The sequence below is a fragment of the Dietzia massiliensis genome, assembly GCF_018390595.1.
Taxonomy (GTDB): Bacteria; Actinomycetota; Actinomycetes; order Mycobacteriales; family Mycobacteriaceae; genus Dietzia; species Dietzia massiliensis.
Window position 1 is genome coordinate 20,761 of the sequence record NZ_JAHBAV010000012.1, and the last position, 25,649, is coordinate 46,409.

26 protein-coding genes and 1 pseudogene are annotated in these 25,649 nt (G+C 70.7%); 15 read left to right on the plus strand and 12 right to left on the minus strand.

Annotated features, from left to right (window positions below; translation table 11 throughout):
* On the minus strand, positions 1-1,088 hold a 1,088-nt coding region (locus KHA85_RS05050; protein WP_213185038.1), incomplete at its 3' end, for a sulfatase-like hydrolase/transferase.
* A 122-nt stretch (positions 1,089-1,210) separates the two neighbouring features.
* Here KHA85_RS05050 and ilvD point away from each other — a divergent pair.
* Positions 1,211-2,950 carry a dihydroxy-acid dehydratase gene (ilvD, locus tag KHA85_RS05055; RefSeq protein WP_236885206.1) on the plus strand — a complete coding sequence of 580 codons (1,740 nt, stop codon included), beginning with the start codon at positions 1,211-1,213 and terminating at the stop codon, positions 2,948-2,950.
* A 156-nt stretch (positions 2,951-3,106) separates the two neighbouring features.
* On the opposite strand, the gene KHA85_RS05060 is transcribed toward ilvD, so the two are convergent.
* The gene (locus KHA85_RS05060) at positions 3,107-3,793 is read right to left on the minus strand and encodes a phosphate signaling complex PhoU family protein (RefSeq protein ID WP_182643052.1); all 687 of its coding nucleotides are present in this window, start codon (positions 3,791-3,793) and stop codon (positions 3,107-3,109) included.
* Between the two features lie 174 nt (positions 3,794-3,967).
* Here KHA85_RS05060 and KHA85_RS05065 point away from each other — a divergent pair, with 174 nt between their 5' ends.
* From KHA85_RS05065 to KHA85_RS05085, 5 genes are read left to right on the plus strand one after another with little or no spacing between them, the layout of a single operon-like run.
* Positions 3,968-4,510 (plus strand): DUF4242 domain-containing protein, encoded by a 543-nt coding sequence (locus KHA85_RS05065; protein ID WP_007629770.1) that lies wholly within the window; start codon positions 3,968-3,970, stop codon positions 4,508-4,510.
* Complete coding sequence (locus KHA85_RS05070; protein WP_213185003.1) at positions 4,507-5,625, plus strand: acyl-CoA dehydrogenase family protein; 1,119 nt, start codon at positions 4,507-4,509, stop codon at positions 5,623-5,625. The genes KHA85_RS05065 and KHA85_RS05070 overlap by 4 nt, the downstream gene beginning before the upstream one ends.
* Before the next feature lie 56 nt (positions 5,626-5,681).
* A complete protein-coding gene (locus tag KHA85_RS05075) occupies positions 5,682-6,368 on the plus strand; it encodes an ABC transporter ATP-binding protein (RefSeq protein WP_213185040.1) in 687 nt (228 codons plus the stop codon).
* Between the two features lie 11 nt (positions 6,369-6,379).
* Positions 6,380-7,567, plus strand: coding sequence for an ABC transporter substrate-binding protein (locus KHA85_RS05080; RefSeq protein WP_213185004.1), 1,188 nt, complete (start codon positions 6,380-6,382; stop codon positions 7,565-7,567).
* On the plus strand, positions 7,568-8,494 hold the full coding sequence (locus KHA85_RS05085; RefSeq protein WP_368858493.1) for an ABC transporter permease: 927 nt from the start codon (positions 7,568-7,570) through the stop codon (positions 8,492-8,494).
* 56 nt (positions 8,495-8,550) lie between these two features.
* Here KHA85_RS05085 and KHA85_RS05090 read toward each other — a convergent pair.
* From KHA85_RS05090 to KHA85_RS05105, 4 genes and pseudogenes are all read right to left on the minus strand, one after another.
* Positions 8,551-9,033, minus strand: a pseudogene (locus KHA85_RS05090) (heme-binding beta-barrel domain-containing protein).
* Between the two features lie 84 nt (positions 9,034-9,117).
* Complete coding sequence (locus tag KHA85_RS05095; protein ID WP_007629780.1) at positions 9,118-9,645, minus strand: DUF488 domain-containing protein; 528 nt, start codon at positions 9,643-9,645, stop codon at positions 9,118-9,120.
* The gene (locus tag KHA85_RS05100; protein WP_213185005.1) at positions 9,645-10,661 is read right to left on the minus strand and encodes a DUF808 domain-containing protein; all 1,017 of its coding nucleotides are present in this window, start codon (positions 10,659-10,661) and stop codon (positions 9,645-9,647) included. The genes KHA85_RS05095 and KHA85_RS05100 overlap by 1 nt, the downstream gene beginning before the upstream one ends.
* Before the next feature lie 136 nt (positions 10,662-10,797).
* The gene (locus KHA85_RS05105; RefSeq protein ID WP_213185006.1) at positions 10,798-11,673 is read right to left on the minus strand and encodes an oxygenase MpaB family protein; all 876 of its coding nucleotides are present in this window, start codon (positions 11,671-11,673) and stop codon (positions 10,798-10,800) included.
* 102 nt (positions 11,674-11,775) lie between these two features.
* Here KHA85_RS05105 and KHA85_RS05110 point away from each other — a divergent pair, with 102 nt between their 5' ends.
* Entirely contained in the window at positions 11,776-12,513 is a 738-nt protein-coding gene (locus tag KHA85_RS05110; protein WP_213185007.1) for a CPBP family intramembrane glutamic endopeptidase, read from the plus strand.
* Here the strand turns inward: KHA85_RS05110 and KHA85_RS05115 are convergent.
* On the minus strand, positions 12,488-13,723 hold the full coding sequence (locus KHA85_RS05115) for a multidrug effflux MFS transporter (protein WP_308936859.1): 1,236 nt from the start codon (positions 13,721-13,723) through the stop codon (positions 12,488-12,490). The two genes, KHA85_RS05110 and KHA85_RS05115, sit on opposite strands and share 26 nt — an antisense overlap.
* Before the next feature lie 42 nt (positions 13,724-13,765).
* On the minus strand, positions 13,766-14,287 hold the full coding sequence (locus tag KHA85_RS05120; protein WP_213185008.1) for an LGFP repeat-containing protein: 522 nt from the start codon (positions 14,285-14,287) through the stop codon (positions 13,766-13,768).
* A 141-nt stretch (positions 14,288-14,428) separates the two neighbouring features.
* Between KHA85_RS05120 and KHA85_RS05125 the strand changes: the two genes are divergently transcribed.
* Complete coding sequence (locus tag KHA85_RS05125) at positions 14,429-14,908, plus strand: VOC family protein (RefSeq protein WP_063972123.1); 480 nt, start codon at positions 14,429-14,431, stop codon at positions 14,906-14,908.
* 29 nt (positions 14,909-14,937) lie between these two features.
* Here KHA85_RS05125 and KHA85_RS05130 read toward each other — a convergent pair whose 3' ends face one another.
* From KHA85_RS05130 to KHA85_RS05140, 3 genes are all read right to left on the minus strand, one after another.
* On the minus strand, positions 14,938-16,635 hold the full coding sequence (locus tag KHA85_RS05130) for a fumarate hydratase (protein ID WP_213185009.1): 1,698 nt from the start codon (positions 16,633-16,635) through the stop codon (positions 14,938-14,940).
* Between the two features lie 63 nt (positions 16,636-16,698).
* Positions 16,699-17,265 carry a protein-L-isoaspartate O-methyltransferase family protein gene (locus tag KHA85_RS05135; RefSeq protein WP_308936860.1) on the minus strand — a complete coding sequence of 189 codons (567 nt, stop codon included), beginning with the start codon at positions 17,263-17,265 and terminating at the stop codon, positions 16,699-16,701.
* Between the two features lie 37 nt (positions 17,266-17,302).
* On the minus strand, positions 17,303-17,599 hold the full coding sequence (locus KHA85_RS05140; protein ID WP_070721658.1) for a hypothetical protein: 297 nt from the start codon (positions 17,597-17,599) through the stop codon (positions 17,303-17,305).
* Positions 17,600-17,774: 175 nt separating this feature from the next.
* Here KHA85_RS05140 and KHA85_RS05145 point away from each other — a divergent pair, with 175 nt between their 5' ends.
* From KHA85_RS05145 to KHA85_RS05175, 7 genes are all read left to right on the plus strand, one after another.
* Positions 17,775-18,686: a siderophore ABC transporter substrate-binding protein gene (locus tag KHA85_RS05145; RefSeq protein WP_213185010.1), complete on the plus strand. Its 912-nt coding sequence runs from the start codon at positions 17,775-17,777 to the stop codon at positions 18,684-18,686.
* Positions 18,687-18,705: 19 nt separating this feature from the next.
* Positions 18,706-19,728 carry an iron chelate uptake ABC transporter family permease subunit gene (locus KHA85_RS05150; RefSeq protein WP_213185011.1) on the plus strand — a complete coding sequence of 341 codons (1,023 nt, stop codon included), beginning with the start codon at positions 18,706-18,708 and terminating at the stop codon, positions 19,726-19,728.
* Positions 19,721-20,770: an iron chelate uptake ABC transporter family permease subunit gene (locus tag KHA85_RS05155; RefSeq protein WP_082904164.1), complete on the plus strand. Its 1,050-nt coding sequence runs from the start codon at positions 19,721-19,723 to the stop codon at positions 20,768-20,770. The genes KHA85_RS05150 and KHA85_RS05155 overlap by 8 nt, the downstream gene beginning before the upstream one ends.
* 14 nt (positions 20,771-20,784) lie before the next feature.
* Complete coding sequence (locus KHA85_RS05160) at positions 20,785-21,654, plus strand: iron ABC transporter ATP-binding protein (protein ID WP_082904165.1); 870 nt, start codon at positions 20,785-20,787, stop codon at positions 21,652-21,654.
* 108 nt (positions 21,655-21,762) lie between these two features.
* Positions 21,763-23,007 (plus strand): glucose-1-phosphate adenylyltransferase family protein, encoded by a 1,245-nt coding sequence (locus tag KHA85_RS05165; RefSeq protein WP_213185012.1) that lies wholly within the window; start codon positions 21,763-21,765, stop codon positions 23,005-23,007.
* 79 nt (positions 23,008-23,086) lie between these two features.
* Positions 23,087-24,073, plus strand: a complete 987-nt coding sequence (locus KHA85_RS05170) for an LLM class F420-dependent oxidoreductase (protein WP_213185013.1) — start codon at positions 23,087-23,089, stop codon at positions 24,071-24,073.
* 87 nt (positions 24,074-24,160) lie between these two features.
* Complete coding sequence (locus KHA85_RS05175; RefSeq protein WP_213185014.1) at positions 24,161-24,799, plus strand: hypothetical protein; 639 nt, start codon at positions 24,161-24,163, stop codon at positions 24,797-24,799.
* A 31-nt stretch (positions 24,800-24,830) separates the two neighbouring features.
* Here the strand turns inward: KHA85_RS05175 and aqpZ are convergent, their stop codons facing one another.
* A complete protein-coding gene (gene aqpZ, locus KHA85_RS05180) occupies positions 24,831-25,646 on the minus strand; it encodes an aquaporin Z (protein WP_213185015.1) in 816 nt (271 codons plus the stop codon).
* Positions 25,647-25,649 lie beyond the last annotated feature (3 nt).

Here is a 25,649-nt window from a genome sequence, read left to right on the forward strand (position 1 = left end):
ACCTCCGCCCATGCCCCGCCGATCGAGACGAACGACCCTATCCGGCCCATGTTGGCCACACTGTTGTCGAATTCGGCCTCGATCGTCTCGACGGTGTTGGGCTGGTAGTACTCCGGCTGCTTGGGGTTGGCGCCGTTGTCCGAGAGGAAGAACACGACGGTGTCCTCGCGCTTCCCGAGCTGGTCCAGCTCGTCGAGCAGGCGCCCGAGCTCGTGATCCATCCGCTCGATCATCGCCGCGTAGATCTCCATCTTCCGGGCCTCGCGCTGCCGGTCGTGCTCCGACAGGTTCTCCCAGGTGGGGAACAGGCCGCTTCCCGGATTGACCTCGAGGTCGGAGGAGATCAGGCCGATCTCTTTCATCCGCTCCATGCGCTCGTGCTTGATCGCCTCGTAGCCGGCGTCGTAATGACCGGCGTACCGCTGCAGATCGGAATCGGGGACCTGGAGTGGGTCGTGTGGGGCGGTGAAGGCGAGGTATCCGAGGAACGGACGGTCGTCGTCGTGCTCGCGCAGGTAGCCGATCATCCTGTCGACGAACGCGGTCGAGGTGTAGAAGTCCTCGGGTAGCTCGTCGGTGCAGAAGCGGTCGTCGTCCGCGTACATCGTCTGCTTGCCCTCGAACACGCTCAGCGGTCGTGCGTCGTGGAAGTGGCTGGCGCCGCCGCCGAGAAAGGCGAAGCTGCGATCGAAGCCACGCGCCGCCGGTCGGGTGCCCTCGGTGATGCCGACGTGCCACTTGCCGGCGAGATAGGTGCGATACCCCGCGTCACGCAGGAGCTCCGCCATCGTCGGCACCGAGTGGTTGAGGTATCCCTCGTAGCCCGGCTGCATGTACTGGTTGAGCGCGTGCAGCGGCTGCATCACGCCGAGGCCCGCCTGGTGGTTGTCGCAGCCGGAGAGCAGCATCGACCGCGTGGGGGCGCAGAGGGAACTGGTGTGGAATCCGCGGAACCGGGCGCCGGACTCCGCGAGACGCTGGAGGTGGGGTGTGGCGATCTCGCCGCCGAAGGGCTGGCAGTCGGAGTACCCCATGTCGTCGACGACCACGACGAGGAAATTCGGACGGGAAGCGGTAGCGGTGGTCATGCCGCCATCCTGTCGGCTCACGCCGGCACCCGCGTGGGAATCCCCGCCCCGATCGGCGCTCGGTCGAGCCGCGGCGGAGGGTCCGACCGCGCAGTGGGGCGGACAATGCCTAGGCTGTGCGCATGAGCTCCGGAACCGACATGCCTCGCCCAGGACACGCGGCCACCGGCCGCGAGGCCGACATCAAGCCCCGAAGCCGCGATGTCACCGACGGGCTCGAGAAGACCGCCGCCCGCGGGATGCTCCGCGCGGTGGGTATGGGCGACGACGACTGGGTCAAGCCGCAGATCGGTGTGGCCTCCTCGTGGAACGAGATCACGCCGTGCAACCTCTCGCTCGACCGGCTGGCCAAGGCCGTCAAGGAGGGGACCCACGCCGGAGGCGGTTACCCGCTGGAGTTCGGCACCATCTCGGTGTCCGACGGCATCTCGATGGGCCACGAGGGGATGCACTTCTCGCTGGTCTCGCGTGAGGTGATCGCCGACAGCGTCGAGACCGTCATGAGCGCCGAGCGGCTCGACGGCTCGGTGCTGCTCGCCGGCTGCGACAAGTCCCTGCCCGGCATGCTCATGGCCGCGGCGCGGCTGGATCTGGCGAGCGTGTTCCTCTACGCCGGCTCCACCCTGCCCGGCTTCGCCAAGCTCTCCGACGGAACGGAGAAGCAGGTCACCATCATCGACGCCTTCGAGGCCGTCGGAGCGTGCTCGCGCGGTCTCATGAGCCGGGAGGACGTCGACACGATCGAGCGGTCCATCTGCCCGGGCGAGGGCGCGTGCGGCGGCATGTACACCGCCAACACGATGGCGAGCGCCGCCGAGGCGCTGGGCATGTCCCTGCCGGGCAGCGCGTCGCCGCCGGCCCCGGATCGTCGGCGCGACGACTACGCCAAGGCGAGTGGCGAGGCCGTGGTCGAGTTGCTGCGCAAGGGCATCACCGCGCGCGACATCATGACCAAGGAGGCGTTCGAGAACGCGATCGCCGTCGTCATGGCCTTCGGCGGGTCCACGAACGCGGTCCTGCACCTGCTCGCGATCGCCAGCGAGGCCGAGGTCGAACTCACCCTCGACGACTTCGCCCGCATCGGCGCCAAGGTGCCGCACCTGGCCGACGTCAAGCCGTTCGGCGCCCACGTCATGACCGACGTGGACAAGATCGGCGGCGTCCCCGTGGTGATGCGTGCGCTGCTCGACGCCGGGTTGCTCCACGGCGACTGCCTCACCGTCACCGGCCGCACCGTGGCCGAGAACCTCGCCGGCATCGCCCCGCCGGACCCGGATGGCAAGGTGCTCCGCGCGATGTCCGAGCCGATCCACCCGACCGGCGGCATCACGATCCTGCGCGGGTCGCTCGCTCCCGAGGGCGCGGTGGTCAAGTCCGCCGGCTTCGACTCGGACGTCTTCGAGGGCACCGCCCGAGTCTTCGAGCGAGAGCGCGCGGCCATGGACGCCCTCGAGGACGGGACCATCACGGCGGGCGATGTCGTCGTGATCCGCTACGAGGGCCCCAAGGGCGGGCCCGGCATGCGTGAGATGCTCGCCATCACCGGTGCGATCAAGGGCGCGGGCCTGGGCAAGGACGTCCTGCTCATGACCGACGGGCGCTTCTCGGGTGGCACCACCGGGCTGTGCGTCGGCCACATCGCCCCGGAGGCCGTGGACGGTGGACCGATCGCGTTCGTGAAGGACGGCGACCGGATCCGACTGGACGTCTCGCAGGGGACCCTCGAGCTGCTGGTGGACGAGTCCGAACTGCGGTCCCGGCGCGAGGGGTGGGAGTCCCTGCCGCCGCGCTACACCCGCGGCGTCCTCGCCAAGTACTCGAAGTTGGTGCAGTCCGCCTCGACGGGCGCCATCTGCCGCTGAGGCCGGCCGCGCGGAACGCCGCGCCGCCCGCTGACGCGCGGGCGGCGGTCAGCCTCGCCTGACCGGGGGAGCGTCTCCGGACAGGGAGGCCGGCGTCATCGAGATCCGCGAGGAGGATCCGGTGATCTGGCCCGGTATCGCCGCGGTCGGTGCGGGTCAGTCGAGGACGGTGCCGTCGTCGAGGTGGGAGAGCGAGCCGCCGTCAGGGCGCTCCCCGGTGGCGAGGTAGACGATGCGGTTGGCGATGCTCACGGTGTGGTCGGCGAAACGCTCGTAGTACCGCGCCAGCAACGCCAGGTCGACCGCGCTGACCGACCCGTGCGGCCAGTCCTCCGACGAGATCTCCTTCATGAGGTCGGCGTGGAGTTGGTCCACGGCGTCGTCGTCGTCGTCGAGAGTCCGCGCCTTGTCGGCGTCGTGGTCGCTGAGCAGGGTCGTGAGCTGTCGGGCCATCACGCCGTCGCGGCGGGCCATCTCGCGGATGAGGGGGACGACGGGCTCGGGAACGACCGGGTGCGGATGCCGACGTCGGGCCACTCGTGCGATGTGGCCGGCGAGCGCGGACATCCGTGTGAAGTGTTCGACGATGTAGATGCCCGAGACCACCTGGCGGAGGTCACCGGCGACAGGCGCCTCGAGTAGGAGGAGCTCGAAGGCGTGCTGCTCGCTCACCTCACGGAGGTCCTCCAGTTCGGCGGCGCCGTCGATCACCTCTGTGGCGGCGACCTCGTCAGCGTCGAGCAGGGCGGCGGTGGCGCGCTCGAGCAACCGGGTGTTCGTCTCACAGAAGCGGATCAGCTGGTCCTCGAACTCGTCGAGCTTGGATCGGAAAACAGTACGCATGACACGACTGTAGTTGCGCGGTCGGGGCTCCGGCTCTCCGTTCTCCCAGTGTTCACCGCGCCGCCGTCCGGAAAGGGGGAGCCCGCCCGGGAATAGTTAGACAGAACTGTCTGTTCTCTCTACCGTGGGGCCAGACGACGAGACGACGCCCCGGGAAAGGAACACCCCCCCCCAATGACCCTCTTCCTCTACGAGATCACCCCCTCGGCGGAGCAGCAGACCGACCCCTCCGCGCTGATCGATTCCATCGCCTCGACCCTCGCGGGCTCCGGCGCCGAGGTCATCGAGACCCAGGTGACCAAGGGCGCCTCCCGCGTCTTCACCATCATCGAGCTCCCCGACGACGAGAACGGTGCCTGCGCCGTCGAGGCACCCGCCCTGGACGCGTCCGCGATCGGTGCGGCCGAGGTCACCGAGCCCGCGCAGGTGCGTCTCGTGGGCACCGACCTCGAGACCATCAAGGCGGCCCGTCCCGAGGCCGGCTACCTGGTCGAGTGGGACATCCCCGCCGAGATCGACATGGACACCTACCTCACGCGCAAGAAGGAGAAGTCCCCGAAGTACGCGGAGATCCCCGAGGTCTCCTTCCTGCGCACCTACGTCCGTGAGGACACGGACAAGTGCCTGTGCTTCTACAACGCCCCGGACACCGACGCCGTCGTCCGCGCGCGTGAGATCGTGTCCACCCCCATCTCGCGTCTGCACGAGCTGGCATGAGCGACTCCGCGACCGACACCATCACCCACGACCTCGGGGCTCCCAGGGCCCGGCTCGCCGCCGGTGAGTTCGGCAGTGTCGACGTGGCGGGTCTCGTCGCGGTGATCGACTCCGTCGCCGCACGCGCCTCCGCGCTGGACCGGAACGAGGCGGATCTGCGTCAGGACATCGCCGCACTCGCCGACCTCGGCCTCTTCGACGTGGACCGCACGCCGGTCTCCGCCGCCGCCGCGGTCATCGAGGCGGTGGCCACGGAGAGCCTGGCCGTCGCGTTCGCAGCGTGGGCGCAGCGGATGACCGCCGCCTACCTGCGGCACTCGGCCGACCGCTCCGACGCGGCGGCCCGGACCTACCGGGCCGTCGCGGACGGCGGCCGCCCCGGCGTCACCGGGATGGCCGCAGCCCAGCGGCAGGTAGTTGGCCTCGGCAACGTCCCGATCTCCGCGACGAAGGTCGACGGTGGTTACCGGATCGACGGACCGATCGCGTGGGCGTCCAACGTGTACCCGGACAGCACGATCGTTCTCGCGGCCAACACCGAGGACGGGCGCAGCCTGGTCGTCACCTTCGACGCCTCCGCGCCCGGCGTGGAGATCCGCAATGCTCCGGACCTCCTGGCACTCAACGCGACCGCCTCCATGATGATCGGTCTGGACGGCGTGATCGTCCCCGACGAGCAGGTGCTCGGCGAGGATCTCGCCGACTTCCTGTCCGGCGTGCGCCCCCAGTTCCTGGTCCTCCAGGCCGCGTTCTGCTCGGGCGTCGCCGCCCGGTCTCTGATCGAGGCCGAGGGGCGGCTCGAAGGACTCGGTGCCTTCTACTCGGACGAGCACGCCGACCTCGCTGCTCGTCATGCGCATATGCACTCCGAACTGCACCGACTCGGTGCGGCACCGCACGAGGCGTCGCTGAAGGATCTTCTGCTCCTGCGACTCGACGGGGCTGAGATCGCGCCGGCGGCGACCCGGCTCGAGGCCGTCCTCTGCGGGGGGATGGGGTACGCCCAGGCGGCCCCTGCGAACCGTCGGATGAGGGAGGCGGCGTTCCTTCCCGTGCAGTCGCCCTCCCAGTCCCAGCTGCGGTGGGAGCTCGACCGGCTCGGGGTCGCGCCGTGACGGCCGGAGTGCTCGAGAAGCCCGTGGCCGTCAGCGTCACGGGCCTCCAGCACCGGTTGCCCGGTGGTCGGCCGTTGTTCACCGACCTCGATCTGCAGGTCCGGTCCGGTGAGTCGCTCGTCCTCCTCGGCCCGTCCGGCGTCGGTAAGTCCACTCTCCTCCGGCTCCTGGCGGGGCTGGAGGAACCGGCCGGCGGCGAACTCCTTGTCGGTTCGGGCAGCATCGGCGGCGGTGGCCACTCCTATGCCGTGGTCTTCCAGAAGCCGCTGCTGTACCCGTGGCTCACGGTGCGGGAGAACGTGGCGCTGGGCGGCCGGTTCCGTGCACTGCGAGGCCGCGTCGACGCGCGTCACGTCGATGATCTTCTCGACCACTTCGGTATCGCCGAGCTCGCCGACTCCCGCCCCGATCAGATCTCGGGCGGGCAGGCGCAGCGGGTCGCGGTCGTCCGTGCCGCGGCGACGCGCCCGGAGATCCTCCTGCTCGACGAGCCGTTCAGCGCACTCGACCCGGTCACCCGGGCTGATTCGCAGCGGTGGCTCGTCGGTGTGACGGCCGACCTCGGGGTCACCACGGTGATGGTGACGCATGACGTGGACGAGGCACTGGTCGTGGGCTCTCGCATCGCGCTGCTCGGCTCCTCGGGCCGCGTGCAGCAGGAGTGGACGAACCCCTCTCACGGCACCACCGACTCGGATCCGGCCCTGCGAGAGAGCATTCTCGCCGCCTACCGGACCGCCTGACCGTCGCGGCGATGTCTGATTCTGCCGGGGCCAGGGGCCCCCTTCTCGACCGGCGGGCTCTGCTCAGGGCCGGAGGTGCCCTCGCCGTCGGGGCCGGTGCCCTCGGGGGCGCCGCCTCGCTCGGCTCGCTGGTCACGGCGGCGACGGCGTCGCGGGGCGCGGCCACCGACGACCTCCGGATCGGCTACCTGCCGATCACCGACGCGGCCCCCCTGCTCGTCGCGCACGGTGACGGATACTTCGAGCGGCAGCGGCTCATCGTCGGTCGGCCGGTGCTGTTCCGGTCCTGGTCGTCGCTCATGGAAGCGTTCCTCACCCGCCAGGTGGACCTCATCCACCTGCTCATGCCGTCGGCCGTCCAGCTCCGGTACGTGATCGGCGCGGACGTCAAGGTGGTGAGTTGGAACCACACCGGCGGCGGGGCGATCACGGTGGCCCCGGACGTGACGGAGATCGGCCAACTCGCCGGCACCCAGGTGGCGATCCCCGGTTGGTGGTCGATCCACAACATCTTGCTGCAGCGGGTCCTACGCGCGCACGGTCTCACTCCCGTGGCGCGACGGGCCCCGAGCCGGTCGGAGGACACCGTCGAACTCGTCGTCATGGGGCCGTCCGACATGATCCCGGCGCTCGCCACCGGCTCCATCTCGGCCTTCACCGTCGCCGACCCGTTCAACGCCGGTGCGGTCGCGCAGGGCGTCGGCGCGCTGCACATGCTGCTCGATCAGGTGTGGCGGGATCACGCCTGCTGCGTCACGGTCGTGCACCGGGAGCTGATCGACAACCGACCGGACACCGTCCAGGCTCTCGTCGACGCCGCCGTCGCGGCGCAGCTCGGGATCACCGCGGATCGCTCCGCGGCCGCCGCGATCCTGTCCGGAAAGGGCTATCTGCCGCAGCCGCCCAAAGCGGTCGACGTGGCCATGACCGGCACAGTTCCCGACCCCGACGGCGGACCCGCGCGCAACCGGATCGACTTCCACCCGTATCCGTTCCCCAGTTTCACCGCCGAGCTGGTGAGGCAGATGCGGACGACGGTCGTCGACGGGGAGACCCGCTTCCTCGACGGCCTCGACCCCGCGGGCGTACACGGCGAACTCGTCGACGACGGGTTCGTCCGCACCGCGATCGCCCGCCACGGCGGGCCCGCCGCCCTCGGTCTCCCCGCCTCGCTGACCCGACACGAACGGCTGATCTAGATGACACGCACCGACTCCACGCCGGATCCGGGCACCGACCCGGTGGCGGCCGACCCGATGATCGCCGGGCCCGGCGCCCCGGACGCCGGAGCCAGCAGTGCCACCGCCGACCGGGCAGGGGCCGAGCCGGCGGCACCGAGGGCTCGCCGGGGCCGAAGCGGCACGAGCGCCGGAGGCGGTCCCGCCGCGCGCTGGGGAGCCGGATTCGTCGGCTTACTCCTCGGCCTCGCGGTGTGGGCGCTTCTCACCTCCGGCCTCGTCACAGACGACCCGGTGATCGGAGGCATGTCCCCGGTCGAGACGTGGGCCGGATTCGGCGAGCTGCTCGACCGTGGGGTCTTGATCTCGGATGCCGCGGTCAGTCTGTACCGGCTGGTCGCGGGGCTCGCCGTAGCCGCCCTCCTCGGAGTTCCGCTCGGCCTGTGGCTCGGTCTCCGTCGACGCGCGGAGGCCGTCGCGGGCCCGCTCGTCCAGTTCCTCCGCATGATCTCGCCGCTGTCATGGGCGCCGGTCGCGATCGCCGTCTTCGGGATCGGCAACGAGCCGGTGATCTTCCTCGTCGCCGCGGCGGCGATCTGGCCGATCATGCTCTCCACCTCCTCCGGCGTCCACGCGATGGACCCGGGTTATCTCGACGTGGCCCGCACGATGGGCGCCAGCGGGTCGGAGCGACTGACGCGGGTCGTCATCCCGGCGGTGAGACCGGCCATCCTCGGCGGCATCCGACTCGCTCTCGGGACGGCGTGGATCGTGTTGGTGCCCGCGGAGATGCTCGGAGTTCGGTCGGGGCTGGGTTATCAGATCCTCAACGCCCGCGATCAGCTGGCCTACGACCAGGTCATGGCCGTGATCCTGGTCATCGGCGTGCTGGGGTTCGCGCTGGACTCGCTGTCCCGGCTCATCCTGCGGGAGCGCACCGCGCGCTGACACTCGGGCCCCGTCGATGGACGGTGCTGGTGCAGGTGCAGGTGCGGGCGCGGGGGTCACACCCGGCGCAGCTCCGAACGCAGGTGGTGCGTGAGGGGTACGCCGACGGCGGCCATCGCGAAGGTCGTCACCATCCGGTCGCCGGCGATCTCTTATCGGCGACGGGTGGTGACGACCTCCTTGGCGGTGGCAGTGCCCACGACGCGCGAGTCGAACTCCACCACCACGGTGTCGGCCTCGGCGACGACCGTGCCCTCGCACAGTTCGGTCTGCCCGGTGGGCTGGGCGAGGACGAACTCGGCCACGCCGTCGCGGGGCGCTCGGAGGTACCCCGTCTCGGTGTGCATGGGCGAGCCGTTCGGTGCCCACGTCCGCTGTATGTAGTGGAGGAAGGGCTTCCCGACATCCGTGAACGTGAGCTCCTCGGTGTAGGTGAAGTCGTCGATCGTCGGGTACGTTCCCGCGCCGTCGCCCTTCCAGGTGCCGAGAAGTGCCGCCAGGGGCGTGAGGTTCGGGGCGAGCGTCGATGCAGGGTCCATGGCCGTGAGACTAGGCCACGGCCGGACACGCGGCGATCTCCGCGCCGGGCTGACGCCGCTCGCGGTACTCGGGGCGCCTGCTGATCAGCCGTCCCAAACCGGGTTGCCGTCCTCGTCGAGCCGCAGGCCCTCGCTCGGGGTGTGCTCGGTGATCGAGCCCGAGTGCATCAGATGACCCACCGGTAGCTCGTGGACGGTCGCCACCACGTCCGCCACGATCCTGCGGTGGCAGCGCCACCACACCGATTCCGAGCACATCACCGCGACCCGCCGCTCGCGCGCGTCCGCCACGACGCGGGCGAGGGCCTCGCGGAAGGCGGGGTCGCGGGTCCAGGCGCTGTACGCCCGGAACGCTTCCACGCGCCACCACGTGTCGGGCGACCGGCGTCGTTGTTCGGCATTGAGGTGTCGGCGCCCGCCGAGGTCCTCCTCCCAGCGGTAGTCGATGCCGGCCTCGCCGACGATCTCGGGTACGGCGCCCTTGGCCGCCGCCTCGTTCGCTCGGCTACCGGGGAACCGCCGGATGTCCACGAGGAGCTCGACTCCGGCGCCGCGGAGCAGGCGGGCGAGTTCGTCGCGGTCGAGTCGGCCGTGTCCGACGGTGAGGAGCATCAGCGATCGGCCTCCCGTCCCGTCCCCTCGGTCGCCCGCGGGTCGCCGCCGCCCGCAACGCCGCCGCCGCGAGCCGCATCGCCGTGTTCGTCATCGGATCCCCGCCGCGGGATCAGGTGCATGACCGCGACGATCACCGCGCCCACGGCGAGTCCGAACACGAGGGCGCACGCCGTGTCGACCAGCCATCCGAGCACGGCGCCCACACCGGCGACGCCGGCCGCTGGCTCCGCAAGGACGTGCACGAGGTGGTACGGCGCGGTCACGCCGAGCTCGTCGAGGCCCACGAGGAGGATGTGACCGCCGACCCACAGCATCGCGAGCATGCCGACGAACGAGATCACCTCGAGGACGGTCGGCATCGCCTTGACCAAGCCGCGGCCGAACCGCTGGACCCCCGGGGAGTCCTTACCCGCGAGGTGCAGCCCGACGTCGTCCATCTTCACGATCACCGCGACGACGCCGTAGACGAGCGCGGTGATCCCCAGGCCCACCACGACGAGGATGATCGCGCGCGACCAGAACGACTCGGAGGCGACTTCGTTGAGGGCGATCACCATGATCTCGGCGCTGAGGATAAAATCGGTGGTCACCGCGCTGCGCACCATCCGCGCCTCGGCCTCGGGGCCCTTCTCCACGACGGGCGCGGTCTCCTCGTGGTGACCCGAGACGCGCTCCCACACCTTCTCGGCGCCCTCGAAGCAGAGGTAGAGGCCGCCGAGCATGAGGATCGGGGTGAGGAGCCACGGGACGAACTGGCTGAGCAGGAGCGCGAAGACGATGATGATCGCCTTGTTGCCCAGCGATCCGAGCGCGATCTTCCGGATGATGGGCAGTTCGCGGGACGGATCGACGTCGCGCACGTACTGGGGCGTGACGGCGGTGTCGTCGACCACCACGCCCGCGGCCTTGACGCTGGCCCGACCCGCGGCGGCCGCGACGTCGTCGGCACTGGCGGCGGCCATGCGTGCGAGTACAGCGACGTCGTCGAGCAGGGCGGCGAGTCCACCGGCCATGGAAGACCTCATTTCTGGCGGGCGGGCGCGGCCCGGTGATCGGGTGCGGCCCCGCGGACGGGTGATCCGACCGTGCCGGATCGCGTGGCCACAGCGTATCGCCGGGGCGGCGCCCGCGCCGCCGCAGACCCGGCGCTCAGTCCAGGGCGTCGAGGACCCAGCGCAGCGTGGACACGCCGGTGCGTCCCGCCGCCAGGCCCAGGTCGCGGGAACCGAGCGGCCCCGCGGGCAGCTCCAGCATCGCGCGCGCCCAGCCGGGCAGCGCCGCGACGGCGCCCGCCCGCAGGAGCGCGTACGCGGGCTTGTCGGTCCACGCCGTCGGCGGACCGTCGAGGAGGAAGCGGCGGGCGTCGAGCGCGGCGGGGGAGGCCTCCAGCTCGGGACGGTAGGACTCGAGGGCGTCCTCGAGCTCACGAACGGTCAGGGGTACGTCCCTCGCGCCGAGCATGAGGCCGGTCCGCGCGGCCTGGCGCACGTAGTCGTCCCGATCGGAGGCGAACAGCTTCTCGCGCCCGTAGAGGCGGTGGCACTCGAGGAAGCTCCAGATCTCGGCCACGTGCACCCAACGCAGCAGGTGGGGGTCGCGGGCGTCGTAGGGGCGTCCGCGGTGGTCGGTGCCCACGACCGTCCGGTGCGCGCCGTTGATGGCGCGGATGAGGGCGGAGGCGTCGGGGATGGTCCCGAAGGTGGTGGTCGCGATGAACTGCGAGGTGCGCTGCAGGCGGCCCCACGGGTCACCGCGGTAGTCGCTGTGGTCGGCGACCCCGGCCATGGCACCGGGGTGCAGGGATTGCAGCAGGAGCGCGGTCAGTCCGGCGGCGAACATCGAGGCGTCCCCGTTGACGCGGCAGATGGCGTCGTCGGGCGAGTTCCACCGTTCGCCCTCGGACAGCCAGATCTGGTGCCGGCGGGCGTCGGCGTCGTCGCCGGCGATCCTCGAGCGGACCACCAGGCCCACCCTGCGGCGGGCGCCGGTCAGGGCGCGGGACCCGGTCATCGTCACCGTGGTCATGGCGGACACCACCTTGTGCCGGAGCGGTCGTCGAGGGACGAGAGCCGTTGTGCGCGTCACCATACCCCCGGTACGGACCCGGCGCGAGGTATCGTCGGGACGATGTCACCGCACGACCGCGTCCTGTTCGACCGCTCTCGCCTCCGGGGGGTGGTCGGGGTCGTCGGGGTCCTGGGGACGTTGGTGGCCATCAACCTCACCGCGAATCTGGCGCAACTGCCGTACCGCGAGTGGATCGTGCCGCTGGCCGTGCTCATGATGGTCGTGGTGGTCAAGGCCCGCGGCATGCACTGGGCCGAATTGGGCCTGTCCGTGCGCCACATGCCGCGCGGACTGGCGTACGGCCTCGCCGCGACCGTGGCGGTGGCAGTGGTGGTGACGGCCGGGTGCCTCATCCCGGCGACCAGCCCGTTCTTCCTCTCCGAGCGCTACTCGGACCTGCGGATGGCGGTGTTCTCCGCGCTCGTGCTCATCCCGTTGATGACCGTCCTGCCCGAGGAGTTCGCGTTCCGGGGCGTCCTGCAGGGTGCCCTCGAGCGCACCTTCGGGACCACCGGGGTCTTCGTGATTGGCTCGTTGGCGTTCGGTCTGTGGCACGTCACGTCGTCGCTGGGTCTGACGGCCGGCAACGCCGGGCTGGCGGAGGTCCTGGGGACCGGCCTGGTCGGTCAGCTGGCCGGGATCGGCCTGGCGGTGGCCGCGACGTCCGTGGCGGGCGCGGGGTTCATCTGGATCCGCCGCCGCAGCCGGAGCCTGCTGGCACCGATCGGCCTGCACTGGGCGTTCAACGCCGTCGGCGCGCTGGCCGCGGCGCTCACGTGGCGCGCACTGGCCGGCTGAGGACCAGCCACGCGGCCACGACCGCGATCGTCGCGCAGGTGCCCATGACCGCGAGCATGGGGACGGCCGAGTGCGGTCCGGCGAGGCCGGTGAGCGGCGAGACCAGCGCGGCCAGGCTGAACTGTGCGGCGCCGAGCAGCGCGGACCCGGCGCCGGAGTTGCCGCGGGTGGCCTGCATGGCCAGGGCCACCGCGTTGGGCAGGACCGTGCCGATCGACAGCGTGAGCAGGATGAACCCGACCGTGACCGGCGCCAGTGCGAGGGTGCCGGCGGGGGAGAGGGCGACGACGACGACGAGGAACACGATCGCCACGACCATGCCCGTCACCCCGGTGCCCATGAGCTTCTCCGGTGCGAACCTGCCCACCAGCCGCGCACCCGCGAGGTTCGACACGAGGATGCCCAGTGCGTTGACGGTGAAGGCGATCGCGTAGGCGGTGGGCGACAGGCCCACCATGTCCTGGAAGATGAACGGGCTGGCCGAGATGTAGGCGAACAGGACGCCGAAGGTGAACACGAACACCGACACCCGGGCGGCGAACGCCCCGTGCGTGGCCACGGCCCGCATGCCGGAGAGGGTCGCGCGCACGCCGCCGGCGCGACGGTCCGCGGCCGGTAGTGACTCGGGCACGGCCACGGCCACGCCGACGGCCGTGACGGCGGCCAGTGCGGCGAGCAACCAGAACACGCCCCTCCACCCACCGAAGGGCACCACCGCGCCGCCGACGAGCGGGGCGATCACCGGGGCGACGGACTGGATGGCCATGAGCGTGGCGAACGCCTTGGCCACCCCGGCGCCCCGGCCCACGTCGACGACCACGGCCTTGGCCAGCACGACGCCGGCGGCGCCGAAGAATCCCTGGGCCACCCGCCCGGCCAGCAGCACCCAGATCGTGGGGGCGAGGGCGCAGACGACGGCCGCGAGCGCGGTCCCGATCGCGCCCGCCAGGAGGAGGGTCCGACGGCCCGTCCGGTCCGAGAGCGGGCCGATCACCAGCTGGCCCAGCGCCAGCGACACCATGAACGCCGTGAGTGTGAGCTGCGCGGTCGAGGCGGTGACCCCGAACTCGTCGACGATCAGCGGCAGCGCCGGCAGGTAGGTGTCGGTGGCGAAGGGGCCGATCGCCCCGGTCAGTGCCAACGCGACGAGCATCGTGGCCGGGACGGCACCGGCGGTCGGAGGCGGTGTCGGGGAGGGGGTCGGCGTCACGACTGGACGATATCGCCGCCGTGACCGCCCGGCCCGGCCGGGTCAGTCGGTCTCGACCTCGGCGACCCCGTCGAGGTAGGTGATGACGCCGCCCTCGAACGTGGAGATCCAGCCGCCGTCGGTTGTGGCCTCGTCTGCCGTGGGGAAGCCGAGATCGCCCGCCGGGCCGCCCGCCTCGCGGTAGGCGGCGAGGATCTCGCCCTGGACGACGAACGGGCGACCCTGCGGAGTCAGGACGATCGCGCCCCGCTCGAAGTCGACGACCGAACCACCCTCCACCTCCGTCGCGGGCCCCGTCACCCGGCCGAGCGTGCCCTGCTCGCCGCCGAGTTCCTCCCAGCGCTGGGCCACCGTCGCCGGGATGTCGACCGGGGAGCCGGCGGGCCCGGGTACGGGGGTCGAGCTCGTCGTCGTCGCCGTCTCCGCCGTCGTCACCGCGGTCGGTGACACCGGCGCGGCGGGGTCCCCCGGGGTGGGGCCGTCGTCGGACGAACAGGCCACCAGGCCGGCACCGGCGACCACCGCCAGGGCGAGAGGGGCGAGGACACGCGTGATCCTGTCCATGGCACCGATCCTAGTCGCCGGGTGCCACGGTGGGACCGTGGCCGAATCGCAACGCCGGTCCTCTTCCCGGCGACGCGCCCGGGGCGGAGACTGGGAGCCGACGCCGCCCGCCGCCGGCGGCCCGGTCGTGAGGAGCCCGTGATGGCCGAGATGAGCACCTGCCTGTGGTTCGCCACGGAAGCGCGGGAGGCCGCCGAGTTCTACTGCTCGATCTTCCCCGACTCGCGGGTGCGCGCGGTCGACACGTCGCCGATCGACACGCCGGGGCCACAGGCCGGCGACGTTCTGACCGTCGAGTTCGAGCTCGACGGGCGGCTGTTCGTCGCGCTCAACGGCGGGACCCCGCCCGAGTACACGGACGCGGTGTCCCTCGAGATTCGGTGCGACACCCAGAAGGAGCTGGACCACTACTGGGACCGCCTCCTCGCCGGCGGCGGTCGGGAGGTGCAGTGCGGCTGGCTCATCGACCGATACGGGGTCCGGTGGCAGGTCGCCCCGCGGATGCTCTACGACCTGGCCCGGGGCGACGACCCCGAGGCAGCGCGACGCGCGTTCACCGCCATGATGAGCATGGTCAAGCTCGACGTCGCCACGCTCGAGGCCGCCGCCCGCGGGGACTGAGCCCCGCGGACGACGGCCGGGAGGACGGATCAGAGGCCGGGGCGCTTGCCGATCGTCAACGTGACCTCACCGGTGTGGGCGAAGAAGTCCTCGCCCTTGTCGTCCACCACGATGAACGCGGGGAAGTCCTCGACCTCGATCTTCCACACCGCCTCCATGCCGAGTTCCTCGTACTCGATGATCTCGACGTGCTTGATGCAGTCCTGCGCCAGGCGGGCGGCCGGGCCGCCGATCGAGCCCAGGTAGAAGCCGCCGTACCTCGCGCACGCGTCGGTGACCTGCTTGGAGCGGTTCCCCTTGGCCAGCATGACCATGGAGCCGCCGGCGGCCTGGAACTGCTCGACGTAGGAGTCCATACGGCCGGCCGTGGTGGGGCCGAAGGACCCGGACGGCATGCCCTCCGGCGTCTTGGCCGGGCCCGCGTAGTACACGGGGTGGTCCTTGAGGTACTGCGGCATCTCCTCGCCCGCGTCCAGGCGCTCCTTGATCTTGGAGTGCGCGATGTCGCGCGCCACGACCAGCGGACCGGTCAGCGAGAGCCGCGTCTTGACGGGGTGCTTGCTGAGCTCGGCGAGGATCTCCGGCATCGGCCGGTTGAGGTCGATCTTCACCGCCGCGCCCTTGCCCGTGCCGGAGACGCCGTCGGTCGCGGCGTCGAGCTCCGCGTCCGTGGTGGCCGGCAGGTACTGGCCCGGGTTGAACTCGAGCTGCTCGAGGAACACGCCCTCCGGGGTGATCTTGGCCTTGGCCTGGCGGTCCGCCGAGCACGAGACCGCGATCGCCACGGGCAGGGAGGCGCCGTGGCGCGGCAGGCGCACCACACGCACGTCGTGGCAGAAGTACTTGCCGCCGAACTGCGCGCCGATGCCGATCTTCTGGGTGAGCTCGAAGACCTTCTCCTCGAGTTCCGTGTCCCGGAACCCGCGGCCGGTCATCGCGCCCTCGCGGGGCAGCTCGTCGAGGTAGTGCGCGGAGGCCAGCTTGGCGGTCTTGAGCGCGAACTCGGCGGACGTGCCGCCCACGACGATCGCCAGGTGGTACGGCGGGCACGCGGCGGTGCCGAGGGAGCGGATCTTCTCCTCGATGAACTGCATCATCCGCTCGGGGTTCAGGATCGCCTTGGTCTCCTGGTACAGGAACGACTTGTTGGCCGACCCGCCGCCCTTGGCCATGAAGAGGAACTTGTACGCGTTCTCGGACCCGGGCGTGGTGTTGGCCCCGATCTCGATCTGCGCGGGCAGGTTGGAGCCGGTGTTCTTCTCGTCCCACATGGTGATGGGCGCGTTCTGCGAGTAGCGCAGGTTGAGCCGGGTGAAGGCGTCGTAGACGCCGCGGGCGACCGCCTCCTCGTCCGGGCCGGGGGTCAGCACGTGCTGGCCGCGCTCGCCCTTGACGATGGCCGTGCCGGTGTCCTGGCACATGGGCAGCACGCCGCCGGCGGCGATGTTGGCGTTCTTCAGAAGGTCCAGCGCAACGAACTTGTCGTTGTCACTGGCCTCGGGGTCGTCGAGAATCTTGGCGACCTGCGCGAGGTGGTCACTACGGAGGTAGTGGGAGATGTCGTGCATCGCCGTCTCGGTGAGCAGGCGGATGGCCTCGGGGTCCACCTTGAGGAATGTCATGCCGTCGGGGCCCTGCACTGTCGAGACGCCCTCGGTGGTGAGAAGGCGGTACTCGGTGGTGTCCTCCCCGACGGGAAGAAGGTCCTCGTAGAGGAAGTCGGCCATCGACGGCTCCTGGGTCTGCAGGTGGATGATCTGCGCCCCAGGATAGTTGCCGGATCATGCTGGTCAGAATCGGGTGTGGATCAAGGGCACGAACCGATATCCGCCGTGCTCGCTGAGCTCGAGATCGCCGCCCGATCGCCGCACCCGGTGCATCCGGTTCGCCCACGGCGCGACCATGATCCCGTTCTCGCCGAGTTGGGCGACGAGGTCGCGGGGGAGGTCGTCGGCCATCGCGGAGACGAGGATCCGGTCGAACGGCGCGAGGCCCGGAAGGCCCAGGACGCCCGGTTCGGCGTGGTGGACGTGGACCCAAGGTTGATCGATCGCCTCGCGGGAGCGTTCCACGAGCTCCGGGACGAGTTCGACGGCGTGGACCTCCGACTCGGGCCCGCCGAGCTCGCCGAGGATCGCGGAGGTCCATCCGCTGCCGGACCCCACGTCGAGCACCCGCATACCGGGGAACGGCTCGAGGAGGGTCAACATGTCCGCCACGGTGGACGGTTGCGAGTTGGTCTGCCCGTACCCGATCGGCAGCGGAGCGTCGAGGGCGTGGTCTCCGACGACCTCCGGCGGGAGGAAGCGGCGGCGGTCCTGCGCGCGCATCGCGTCCGCGATGTCCGGCACGCTCACGGCGACACCTCCCTCCCGCCGGGGTCGGTCGCGTCTATCAGGCCTCGCCGAGGACCCGGGTCTCGCCGTCCGGGTCGAGCTCGTCGATCTCGTCGCGGGGCTCGGGGGAGACCCCCTCGTCTTCCGGCTCCGGGCTGTCGACGTCCGGACGCTCGGCCGCGAGCTTGTCGTCGAGGTCGTGGTTCTCCTCGATCGGCTTCCACGTCTCCGGCGCGTCGACGGTCAGGTCCTCGTTGTCGTTGGTGATGACGTCGGCGTCGAGGCCCTCGCTGCCGTCCAGCGTGTTCTCGTCGTAGTCACCGTCGGTGTCCTGGTCGTACTGTCGTTCGGTCATGCCCCCGATTGTCCTGAATCCGGGGCGTTCCCGCATCCGGTCCTCCGTCCCCCCCCCGGGACGACGTCAGCAGTGCGCGAGCCGTGGTAGTGAGGCAAGCCATACTTAAGACTTGCCTATCGGCCACGGGGGTGGTTAAGGTGAGCCTAACCTTCCGAACTAGCCCAGGAGTGAAATGAAGCGATTCCCCAAGATCGTCGCCGCGACGGCCGCGATCGCGTTGACCGGTGGCGCGGTCACTGCGTGCGGCAGCTCGGACGCACAGTCCGCCGGCTCCGAGGGGGAGGGACCGACCCGGGTGGTGCTCACGAGTCACGCGGCGGCCGACACCCTGGACGAGCTCGATCTGGAGGATCGGGTCATCGGTCTGGTGAAGACAGGAGTCTTCCCGGCGGCGTTGGACGTGTACGCGGGAGACGAGTACACGGACATCGGCAGCCTCAAGGAGCCGAAGATGGACGTCATCGCCGAACTGGGGCCCGACCTGATCCTGTTCGGTAACCGCACCCGGGAGATGGAGCCGGAGTTCGCGAAGATCTCCGACCAGGTGATCGCCGGAGATCCGGACACATCCGACACGATCGCGTCGAACCGCGCCAAGGTCGAGGAGATCGCGGCGCTGTTCGGAGCCGAGGACAAGGCTGTCGATGAGCTCGCCGAGATCGACGAGATGGTGGCCGAGACCCGGGCCAAGGCGGAGGGGGCGGGCACGGCCCTCGTCCTGATGACGTCCGGCGGCAAGGTGACCGGGTACGGACCGGGCTCGCGCTTCGATCTGATCTTCAACGAGCTCGGGATGTCGCCTGCAGGTGAACTCGAGGCGGAGGGCAGCCACGGTGCCCCGCTCAGCTGGGAGCAGATCGCCGAGCTGAATCCCGACCACGTCTTCGTCATCGATCGGGACGCGGCGATCGGTGCCGAGGGTGAGGCCGCCGCGGCCCTGCTCGACAACCCGCTCTTCAACCGGACCTCGGCTGCGGTCAACGACAACGTCCACTTCCTGGACGGCCAGAACTGGTACCTCGTCGGGGGCGGGCTCGGCGTCCTCGAGTCGATGATCGACGAGATCGACTCCGCCGTCTCCTGACGGTAGGCAGCCACCGCAGATGACGACGACCCTGGCCGAGCGCCGACCGCACCGTTACTCGCTGTGGCCGGCGCTCGGCGTCGTTGCGCTCGTGCTCTCGCTCGTCGCCAGCGTGTTCGTCGGCGCAGCGAATATCACTCTGTGGGACGCACTCACGGGTGGGCTCACCGAGGCGCACCGCGTCTACCTCGTCGAGGCCCGTCTCCCGCGCACGGCGGCGGCCGCCCTCGCGGGGGCCTCGCTGGCGATCGCCGGACTGCTGATGCAGCTGCTCACCCGGAACCGCTTCGTGGAGCCGTCGACCGCAGGCACAGTCGAATCGGCCGGTCTGGGTCTGGTGGTGGTGGCGATCATCGCGCCCGGTGCCCCGATCGTCGCCAAGATGATGGTCGCCATGGTGTTCGCGCTCGCCGGGACCGCGCTCTTCCTCGCGTGTATCCGGCGCGTCCCGGTATCGGACTCCTTCGTGGTGCCGCTCATCGGCATCATGCTCGGGTCCGTGATAGGTGCCGTCGCGGCGTTCCTCGCCTTGTCCCGCGACCTGCTACAGATGCTCAACTCGTGGATGCTCGCCGACTTCTCCGCGGTCCTGGCCGGACGGTACGAGTTGCTGTGGCTGGTGGCGGTGCTCGGCGGACTCGCCTACATCGCCGCCGACCGCTTCACCGTCGCGGGGCTGGGAGAGGACGTCTCGACCGGTCTCGGGCTCGACCACAAGACCGTCGTCGCGGCCGGGATGGCCATCGTGGCCGCGGTCGCGGCAGTCGTCGTGGTCACCGTGGGCGCGCTCCCGCTGCTCGGGCTGGTCGTCCCCAATGTGGTCTCACGGCTGGTGGGCGACGACGCCCGCCGCGGTCTGCCTCTCGTGGCGCTCCTCGGGGCGGTGACCGTCCTGGTCTGCGACATGGTGGGCAGGTCGCTCCCCGGTGTGTTCGCCGGCGGTGCCCCCGGCGCCGGCGAGGTTCCCGTGGGCACGATCGTCGGGATACTCGGCGGTGCCGTCTTCCTGACCATGATGCTGCGAGGAGTGCGCAATGCCTGAGACCGCCATCCTCGTAGCCCCGCCGGAGAGCCTCTCGCGCGGACGGACGCGAGTCGAGGCCGATCGTCGCCGTCGCTGGCTCGTGGTGCTCGTCTGCGCTGCGGTCGCCGTCGCGACGATCGCAGCCCTGGTCCTCTCCGGGCTCCCGGCCACGGTGGGGTCCAAGGCCTGGAGCTACTCGCTGGACCGACTAACACGCCACGCCGTGGCGATCGTCCTGGTCTCGGTCGCGGTCGGGGTCTCGACGGTGCTCTTCCAGACCGTCACCGGCAACCGGATCCTCACTCCGGCGCTGATGGGCTTCGACTCGCTGTATCTGCTCATCCAGACGATGCTCGTGTTCTTCATGGTCCCGCGCGACGCCGCGGTCATCGGGGGACTGACCAGCGGCGGTCTCTCCGGCTTCCTCGGCCAGACCGCGATCATGGTGGTCGCGTCGACCTCCTTGTACCTGTGGCTCCTCGGGGGCCGGAGAACTGACATCCACCTGCTGCTTCTGGTGGGTGTCGTGTTCGGCGTCTTCTTCCGCTCCGCCTCCACGTTCTTCCAGCGACTGCTCGACCCGGCGGCATACCTGCAGGTTCAGGACGCCATGTTCGCGAGCTTCCGCGGCGTCCAGCTCGACGTGTTGGTCGCCTGTGGGGTCATCGTCGTGGCGGGGCTCGTCGTCGTGGCGGTCCTCGGTCGGCGGCTCGACGTGATGCTGCTGGGGCGCGATCCCGCCGTCGCGCTGGGCGTCAACCACCGCAGGGCCACGATCGTGGTCCTCGTGGTGGTCTCCTTCCTCGTCTCGGCCTCGACCGCGTTGATCGGACCGGTGATGTTCTTCGGGCTCATCGTGGCGAACGCGGCCTACGCTCTGCTCGGCACCACCCTGCACCGGTTCACGCTCCCGGTGGCCTCGCTGCTGGGCGTGATCGCTCTGGCGGGAGGAGAGATGGTGCTCGGTGCCCTCGGCGTCGAGTCCGCGCTGAGCATCGTCATCGAGTTCGCCGGTGGCCTGCTGTTCCTGTTCCTGCTCCTGACCAACCGCGCACGCTGAAAGAGAGGCACGCCATGTCCCTTCTCCCGTTCCGACGCCGCGGCGACCGATCCGGTGAAAGCCGGTGGTCGGCCGGCTGCGGCATCGAGGCGCGGTCGGTGTGCTCGTCCTACGGCGACACGCAGGTTCTGCACGAGGTGTCGGCGTGCTTCGCGCACGGTGGCGTCACCTCTCTCATCGGGCCCAACGGCGCCGGAAAGTCGACACTGTTGGGAGTCATGAGCCGGCTCCAGACAGCGGATTCCGGAGAAGTACTCGTCGACGGGGTCGACGTGTCCGTCGACGGGGGGCGTGAGCTGGCCCGCCGCCTCGCGGTGCTGCGGCAGGAGAACGCCGTGTCCATCAGGCTCACCGTGCGTGAGCTCGTCGGGTTCGGCAGGTTCCCACACAACGGTGGTCGGCCCGGCCCGGGCGACGCCGAGCACATCGACTACGCCCTGGGGGCGATGGAGCTCGAGGACCTCGCCGACCGATATCTCGACGAGTTGTCCGGTGGCCAGCGGCAACGCGCGCACATCGCGATGGTGCTGGCGCAGGACACGGACTACGTCCTGCTGGACGAGCCGCTCAACAACCTCGATCTACGGCACGCCACCTCGATCATGCGGTTGCTGCGGCGCACCGCCGCGGACCGGGGCAAGACCATCGTGCTCGTCATCCACGACATCAATATCGCCGCGGCCTACTCGGACCGGATCATCGCCATGAAGGACGGCCGGATCGTCTCCGACGGCACTCCGGCCGAGATCATGCGGACCGACGTCCTCAAAGCGGTGTACGACATGGAGATGCAGGTCGCCGAGGTCGCCGGGCGCTACGTGGCGCTGTACTTCGACGGAGAAGAAGAACTGGACGAGTTCGGCATGGCGATGTCCACGGCCTGACCTCTCGGTACGGTGCGGGCGACCAGTGGGTGAGCGCTCCCGCTCCGGTTACAGTGTCGTTCTCAGACGGGGTCGGGTTTCCCCTCCCGCCCGGAAAGGAGCCCTCACATGGCACCGTTGTCCGTGGTCACGATCGTCCTCGCTGGTGGCGCGGGATCCCGCCTCCGCGCTCTCACCCGGGACAGGGCCAAGCCGGCCGTGCCCTACGGCGGCGGGTACCAACTCATCGACTTCTCGTTGAGCAACGCGGCCAACTCGGGGCTGAGAGACGTCTGGGTGGTCCAGCAGTTTCACCCGGTATCGCTTGGCTCACACCTGCGCAGCGGCCGCCCGTGGGATCTCGATCGTCTGGGCGGGGGACTGCTCGTGCTGCACCCGTCGCAGGGCACCGGCCGCGACGGGTTCCACTCGGGGACGGCCGACGCGCTGTGGAAGCAGGTCGAGCCGCTGCGTGAGGCCGGCCCGGAGGTGACCGTCGTGCTCAGTGCCGACGCGGTGTACCGCCTCGACTACGACCGGCTGGTCCGCGACCACCTGGAATCCGACGCCGAGGTCACGATGGTCACCACCCGCGTCGACCCGGAGGACGCGGGCCGGTACGGCGTGGTCCGCGTGTCGGACGACGGCACGATCACCGACTACGCGTACAAGCCCGACGAGCCGGCCACCGACCTCATCTGCGCGGAGATCTTCGCCTTCGACACCGCTGCCCTCATCCGCTACCTCGAGAAGGCGCACGCGGACGCCGCCGCCGACAGCGACGACGGGGGCGACGCCGACATGGGCGACATCGGCGACAACGTCCTTCCGGCGATGGTCGGTGCCGGGCGGGCCCGGGAGTGGCGGCACGACGAGTACTGGCGCGACGTGGGCACCGTCGAGTCCTACTGGGCGGGGCACATGGATCTGCTCGGCGAGCCCCCCGTGCACGAGCTCGACGTCCCGGGCTGGACGTTGCGGACCGCCTCGGCGTTCAGCGGACCGGCCAGGACAGGCCCGGCGGCCCGGGTGACGACGTCGCTGGTCGGTCACGGCGCGATCGTGGGTGGCGTCGTGGAGCATTCGGTCATCGGCCCCGGAGCCGTCGTCGAGGAGGGCGCGCGGGTCCGCGACAGTGTGATCCTGCCCGGCGCCATCGTGCGTTCCGGGGCGCGGGTGGAGACCGCGGTCGTCGACGCCGGGGTCGAGGTGCCGGCCGACGCGCGCATCGGGGAGCCGCAGCCGGGCGCCGACGAGTCCACGGTGCGGGTGGCGCTGTTGGGCTCCGCGCCCGACGGCGCACGGCCGTCCGGCTTCACGCTGGAGGCGGGGGAGCTGGATCCGCCCGACGACGACGAGGACTCCAGCGTCTGACGTGGGCCGGACGCCGGGTGGGTCGGGACCTGCCGGCTCGATCCCGCCGGGACGGCCGGCGCGGCGCTACGCTCGTGCCATGCGATTCGGTCTCTTCCTGCCCCAGGGCTGGCGCCTCGATCTGGTCGACGTGCCGGCCGACCGCCACTGGCCCGTGATCTCCGATCTCGCCGCCCGCGCCGACGCCGGCCCGTGGGAGTCGGTCTGGGTCTACGACCACATGCACACCTCGCCCCTGACCTCGTCCGAGGCGACCCACGAGGCGTGGAGCCTGATGTCGGCGCTCGGCGCGGTGACCTCGCGGGTGCGGCTCGGCCAGATGTGCACGTGTCTCGGGTACCGCAACCCGGTGCTGCTCGCGAAGATCGCCGCGACCGTCGACCACATCTCCGGTGGCCGGGTCGAGATGGGGATCGGCGCGGGGTGGTACGAACACGAGTGGCGCGCGTACGGATACGGCTTCCCGTCCGCCGGTGACCGTCTGGGGATGCTCGACGAGGGCGTGCGCATCATGCGTGAGGCGTGGGCGCAGGGCGTCGTCTCCCTCGAGGGCGAGCACTACCGGGTGGACGGGGCGATCGTGCAGCCGCGGCCGCTGCAGCCGGGCGGCATCCCCGTCTGGGTCGCGGGCGGGGGAGAGCGCAAGACCCTGCGGATCGCCGCCCGGTACGCCGACTACACGAACTTCGACGGCACCCCCGACGGTTTCGCCCACAAGGCGGAGGTCCTGCGAGGGCACTGCGCGGACCTGGGCCGCGACCCGTCGGAGATCACCATGACGGCCAACTACAACGTGGCCATCGGCGAGACGGAGAAGGAGGTCGCCGACCGGCTGGCGTCACTGCGCGACCGCATGGCCCGTCACGTGGGCGCGGACGAGGCGGATCGTCAGCTGGGGGCGTACCGGGGCCTGCCCGGCGTCGGGACGCCCGAGCAGATCGTCGAGAAGCTCACCGCGCTGCGGGACCTGGGCATGGGCTACGGCATCTTCTACTTCCCGGAGATCGCGACCGACACCTCTGGCCTCGAGCTGTTCGAGCGAGAGGTCGTCCCGGCGTTGAGCTGATACCCGTATTGGCGGCCTCCGGTGGCAGCGGTGCCGCGCCGGGGTTACGTTCCAGGATCATCCGACCCCGCAACGAGGGAGGCAGCCGTGGACCCCATGGTCTGGGTCGTCATCGGGGTGATCGCGTTGATCGTCGTCATCGCGCTCATCGCCCTGGCAGCGAAGAACAACAACCGTAGGAAGCTCACCGAGGCCGCGGAACTCCGCCGCGACGCCCGGGATCGCGAACGCCAGCTCGAGCGGCAGGACGCCGTCGCCCGCGAGCAGGAGCACCGGGCCGGCGCCGCGGAGCAGGAGGCGCAGGCCAAAGCCGCCGAAGCGGAACGCCTGCGAGCGGACGCGGAGAAGCACCGTGGCGCCCTGGACGAGCAGAAGCGGGACGTCAGTCGTATGGAGCAGACCGCCGAGAAGCTCGACCCGCGGCACCGCGCCGATGACCTCGACGGTGACGGCGGCAATGGTGGCCGTGGCGTTCGGGGCGACGGAGTGACCACCGGTGGCTCCGCGGGCGTCGGCGGGCGTCACGCCAGGGCCGACGACCACCCGGCCACCGAACCGCGCGCGTCCGCGGACCGGGGGCCGGGCATGTCCGGAGACCGCGCCGACCAGGCCGCCGGCCCCGTCGACCCCGCCGACCCGACCGGCCCGGCCACAGGCACCGGTGATCGGCCGACGATCGTCGACAAACTACGGGGAGGTTCGCACCGCGACGAACCGCGGCGCTGACCGGCCCCGCTGTCCGGCCCGCTGAGCGGCGTCAGCGCGCCGTGCTCCGGTCGCGCTCGCCGAACAGCGGGCCGTACAGTGCTCCGGCGATGAGGGCACCCGCGATCGGAGCCACCCAGAACAGCCACAGCTGACCGGGAGCGCCGTCCCCGTTGAAGAACGCGACGGCGGTGGACCGTGCCGGGTTCACCGAGGTGTTGGTGATCGGGATGGAGATGAGGTGGATGAGCGTGAGGGTGAGACCGATGGCCGCGGGCGCGAAGCCGGCAGGGGCCCGGCGATCGGTGGAGCCGAGGATGACCCACACGAAGACCGCCGTGAGGACGATCTCGATGAGCAGGGCCGAGAGGAGCCCGTAGCCGTCGGGGGAGTTCGCTCCGTAACCGTTGGCGGCCATCCGCCCGGTCGCCTCGAACCCGTCCTTACCGCTGGCGACCGCGAGGATCACCGCGCCCGCGACGAGCCCGCCGACGACCTGACTGACGATGTAGACCGGCGTTCGGGACCAGGGCAGACGGCCGGCGACCGCGGCGCCGACGGTCACCGCCGGGTTGAAGTGCGCGCCTGAGATGTGACCGAAGGCGTAGGCACCGGTGAGGACGGTGAGCCCGAACGCGATGGCCACACCGAGGTATCCGACGCCCACGGGAACGTCCAGGGTGTCGGCCGTGGCGATCTGCACCGCCGCGAACACGGCGGTGCCACATCCGCCGAGGACGAGCCAGAAGGTGCCGACGACCTCTGCGGCGATAACGGCGCTGATCGGCGGCGTCGCGGGTGGCGTGGTCGGCGCGTCGGCGGACGGGGCTAGTGGCGTGGACGGGGCGGTCGGGGACGTATCGGACATGTG

What these genes read in the sequence shown, in the direction of transcription:
- ilvD (WP_236885206.1), top strand. Translation starts at nt 1,211, where the DNA reads ATGAGCTCCGGAACCGACATGCCTCGCCCAGGACACGCGGCCACCGGC.
- KHA85_RS05060 (WP_182643052.1), bottom strand. Translation starts at nt 3,793, where the DNA reads ATGCGTACTGTTTTCCGATCCAAGCTCGACGAGTTCGAGGACCAGCTG.
- KHA85_RS05065 (WP_007629770.1), top strand. Translation starts at nt 3,968, where the DNA reads ATGACCCTCTTCCTCTACGAGATCACCCCCTCGGCGGAGCAGCAGACC.
- KHA85_RS05070 (WP_213185003.1), top strand. Translation starts at nt 4,507, where the DNA reads ATGAGCGACTCCGCGACCGACACCATCACCCACGACCTCGGGGCTCCC.
- KHA85_RS05080 (WP_213185004.1), top strand. Translation starts at nt 6,380, where the DNA reads ATGTCTGATTCTGCCGGGGCCAGGGGCCCCCTTCTCGACCGGCGGGCT.
- KHA85_RS05085 (WP_368858493.1), top strand. Translation starts at nt 7,568, where the DNA reads ATGACACGCACCGACTCCACGCCGGATCCGGGCACCGACCCGGTGGCG.
- KHA85_RS05095 (WP_007629780.1), bottom strand. Translation starts at nt 9,645, where the DNA reads ATGCTCCTCACCGTCGGACACGGCCGACTCGACCGCGACGAACTCGCC.
- KHA85_RS05100 (WP_213185005.1), bottom strand. Translation starts at nt 10,661, where the DNA reads ATGGCCGGTGGACTCGCCGCCCTGCTCGACGACGTCGCTGTACTCGCA.
- KHA85_RS05105 (WP_213185006.1), bottom strand. Translation starts at nt 11,673, where the DNA reads ATGACCACGGTGACGATGACCGGGTCCCGCGCCCTGACCGGCGCCCGC.
- KHA85_RS05110 (WP_213185007.1), top strand. Translation starts at nt 11,776, where the DNA reads ATGTCACCGCACGACCGCGTCCTGTTCGACCGCTCTCGCCTCCGGGGG.
- KHA85_RS05120 (WP_213185008.1), bottom strand. Translation starts at nt 14,287, where the DNA reads ATGGACAGGATCACGCGTGTCCTCGCCCCTCTCGCCCTGGCGGTGGTC.
- KHA85_RS05125 (WP_063972123.1), top strand. Translation starts at nt 14,429, where the DNA reads ATGGCCGAGATGAGCACCTGCCTGTGGTTCGCCACGGAAGCGCGGGAG.
- KHA85_RS05130 (WP_213185009.1), bottom strand. Translation starts at nt 16,635, where the DNA reads ATGGCCGACTTCCTCTACGAGGACCTTCTTCCCGTCGGGGAGGACACC.
- KHA85_RS05140 (WP_070721658.1), bottom strand. Translation starts at nt 17,599, where the DNA reads ATGACCGAACGACAGTACGACCAGGACACCGACGGTGACTACGACGAG.
- KHA85_RS05145 (WP_213185010.1), top strand. Translation starts at nt 17,775, where the DNA reads ATGAAGCGATTCCCCAAGATCGTCGCCGCGACGGCCGCGATCGCGTTG.
- KHA85_RS05150 (WP_213185011.1), top strand. Translation starts at nt 18,706, where the DNA reads ATGACGACGACCCTGGCCGAGCGCCGACCGCACCGTTACTCGCTGTGG.
- KHA85_RS05155 (WP_082904164.1), top strand. Translation starts at nt 19,721, where the DNA reads ATGCCTGAGACCGCCATCCTCGTAGCCCCGCCGGAGAGCCTCTCGCGC.
- KHA85_RS05160 (WP_082904165.1), top strand. Translation starts at nt 20,785, where the DNA reads ATGTCCCTTCTCCCGTTCCGACGCCGCGGCGACCGATCCGGTGAAAGC.
- KHA85_RS05165 (WP_213185012.1), top strand. Translation starts at nt 21,763, where the DNA reads ATGGCACCGTTGTCCGTGGTCACGATCGTCCTCGCTGGTGGCGCGGGA.
- KHA85_RS05170 (WP_213185013.1), top strand. Translation starts at nt 23,087, where the DNA reads ATGCGATTCGGTCTCTTCCTGCCCCAGGGCTGGCGCCTCGATCTGGTC.
- aqpZ (WP_213185015.1), bottom strand. Translation starts at nt 25,646, where the DNA reads ATGTCCGATACGTCCCCGACCGCCCCGTCCACGCCACTAGCCCCGTCC.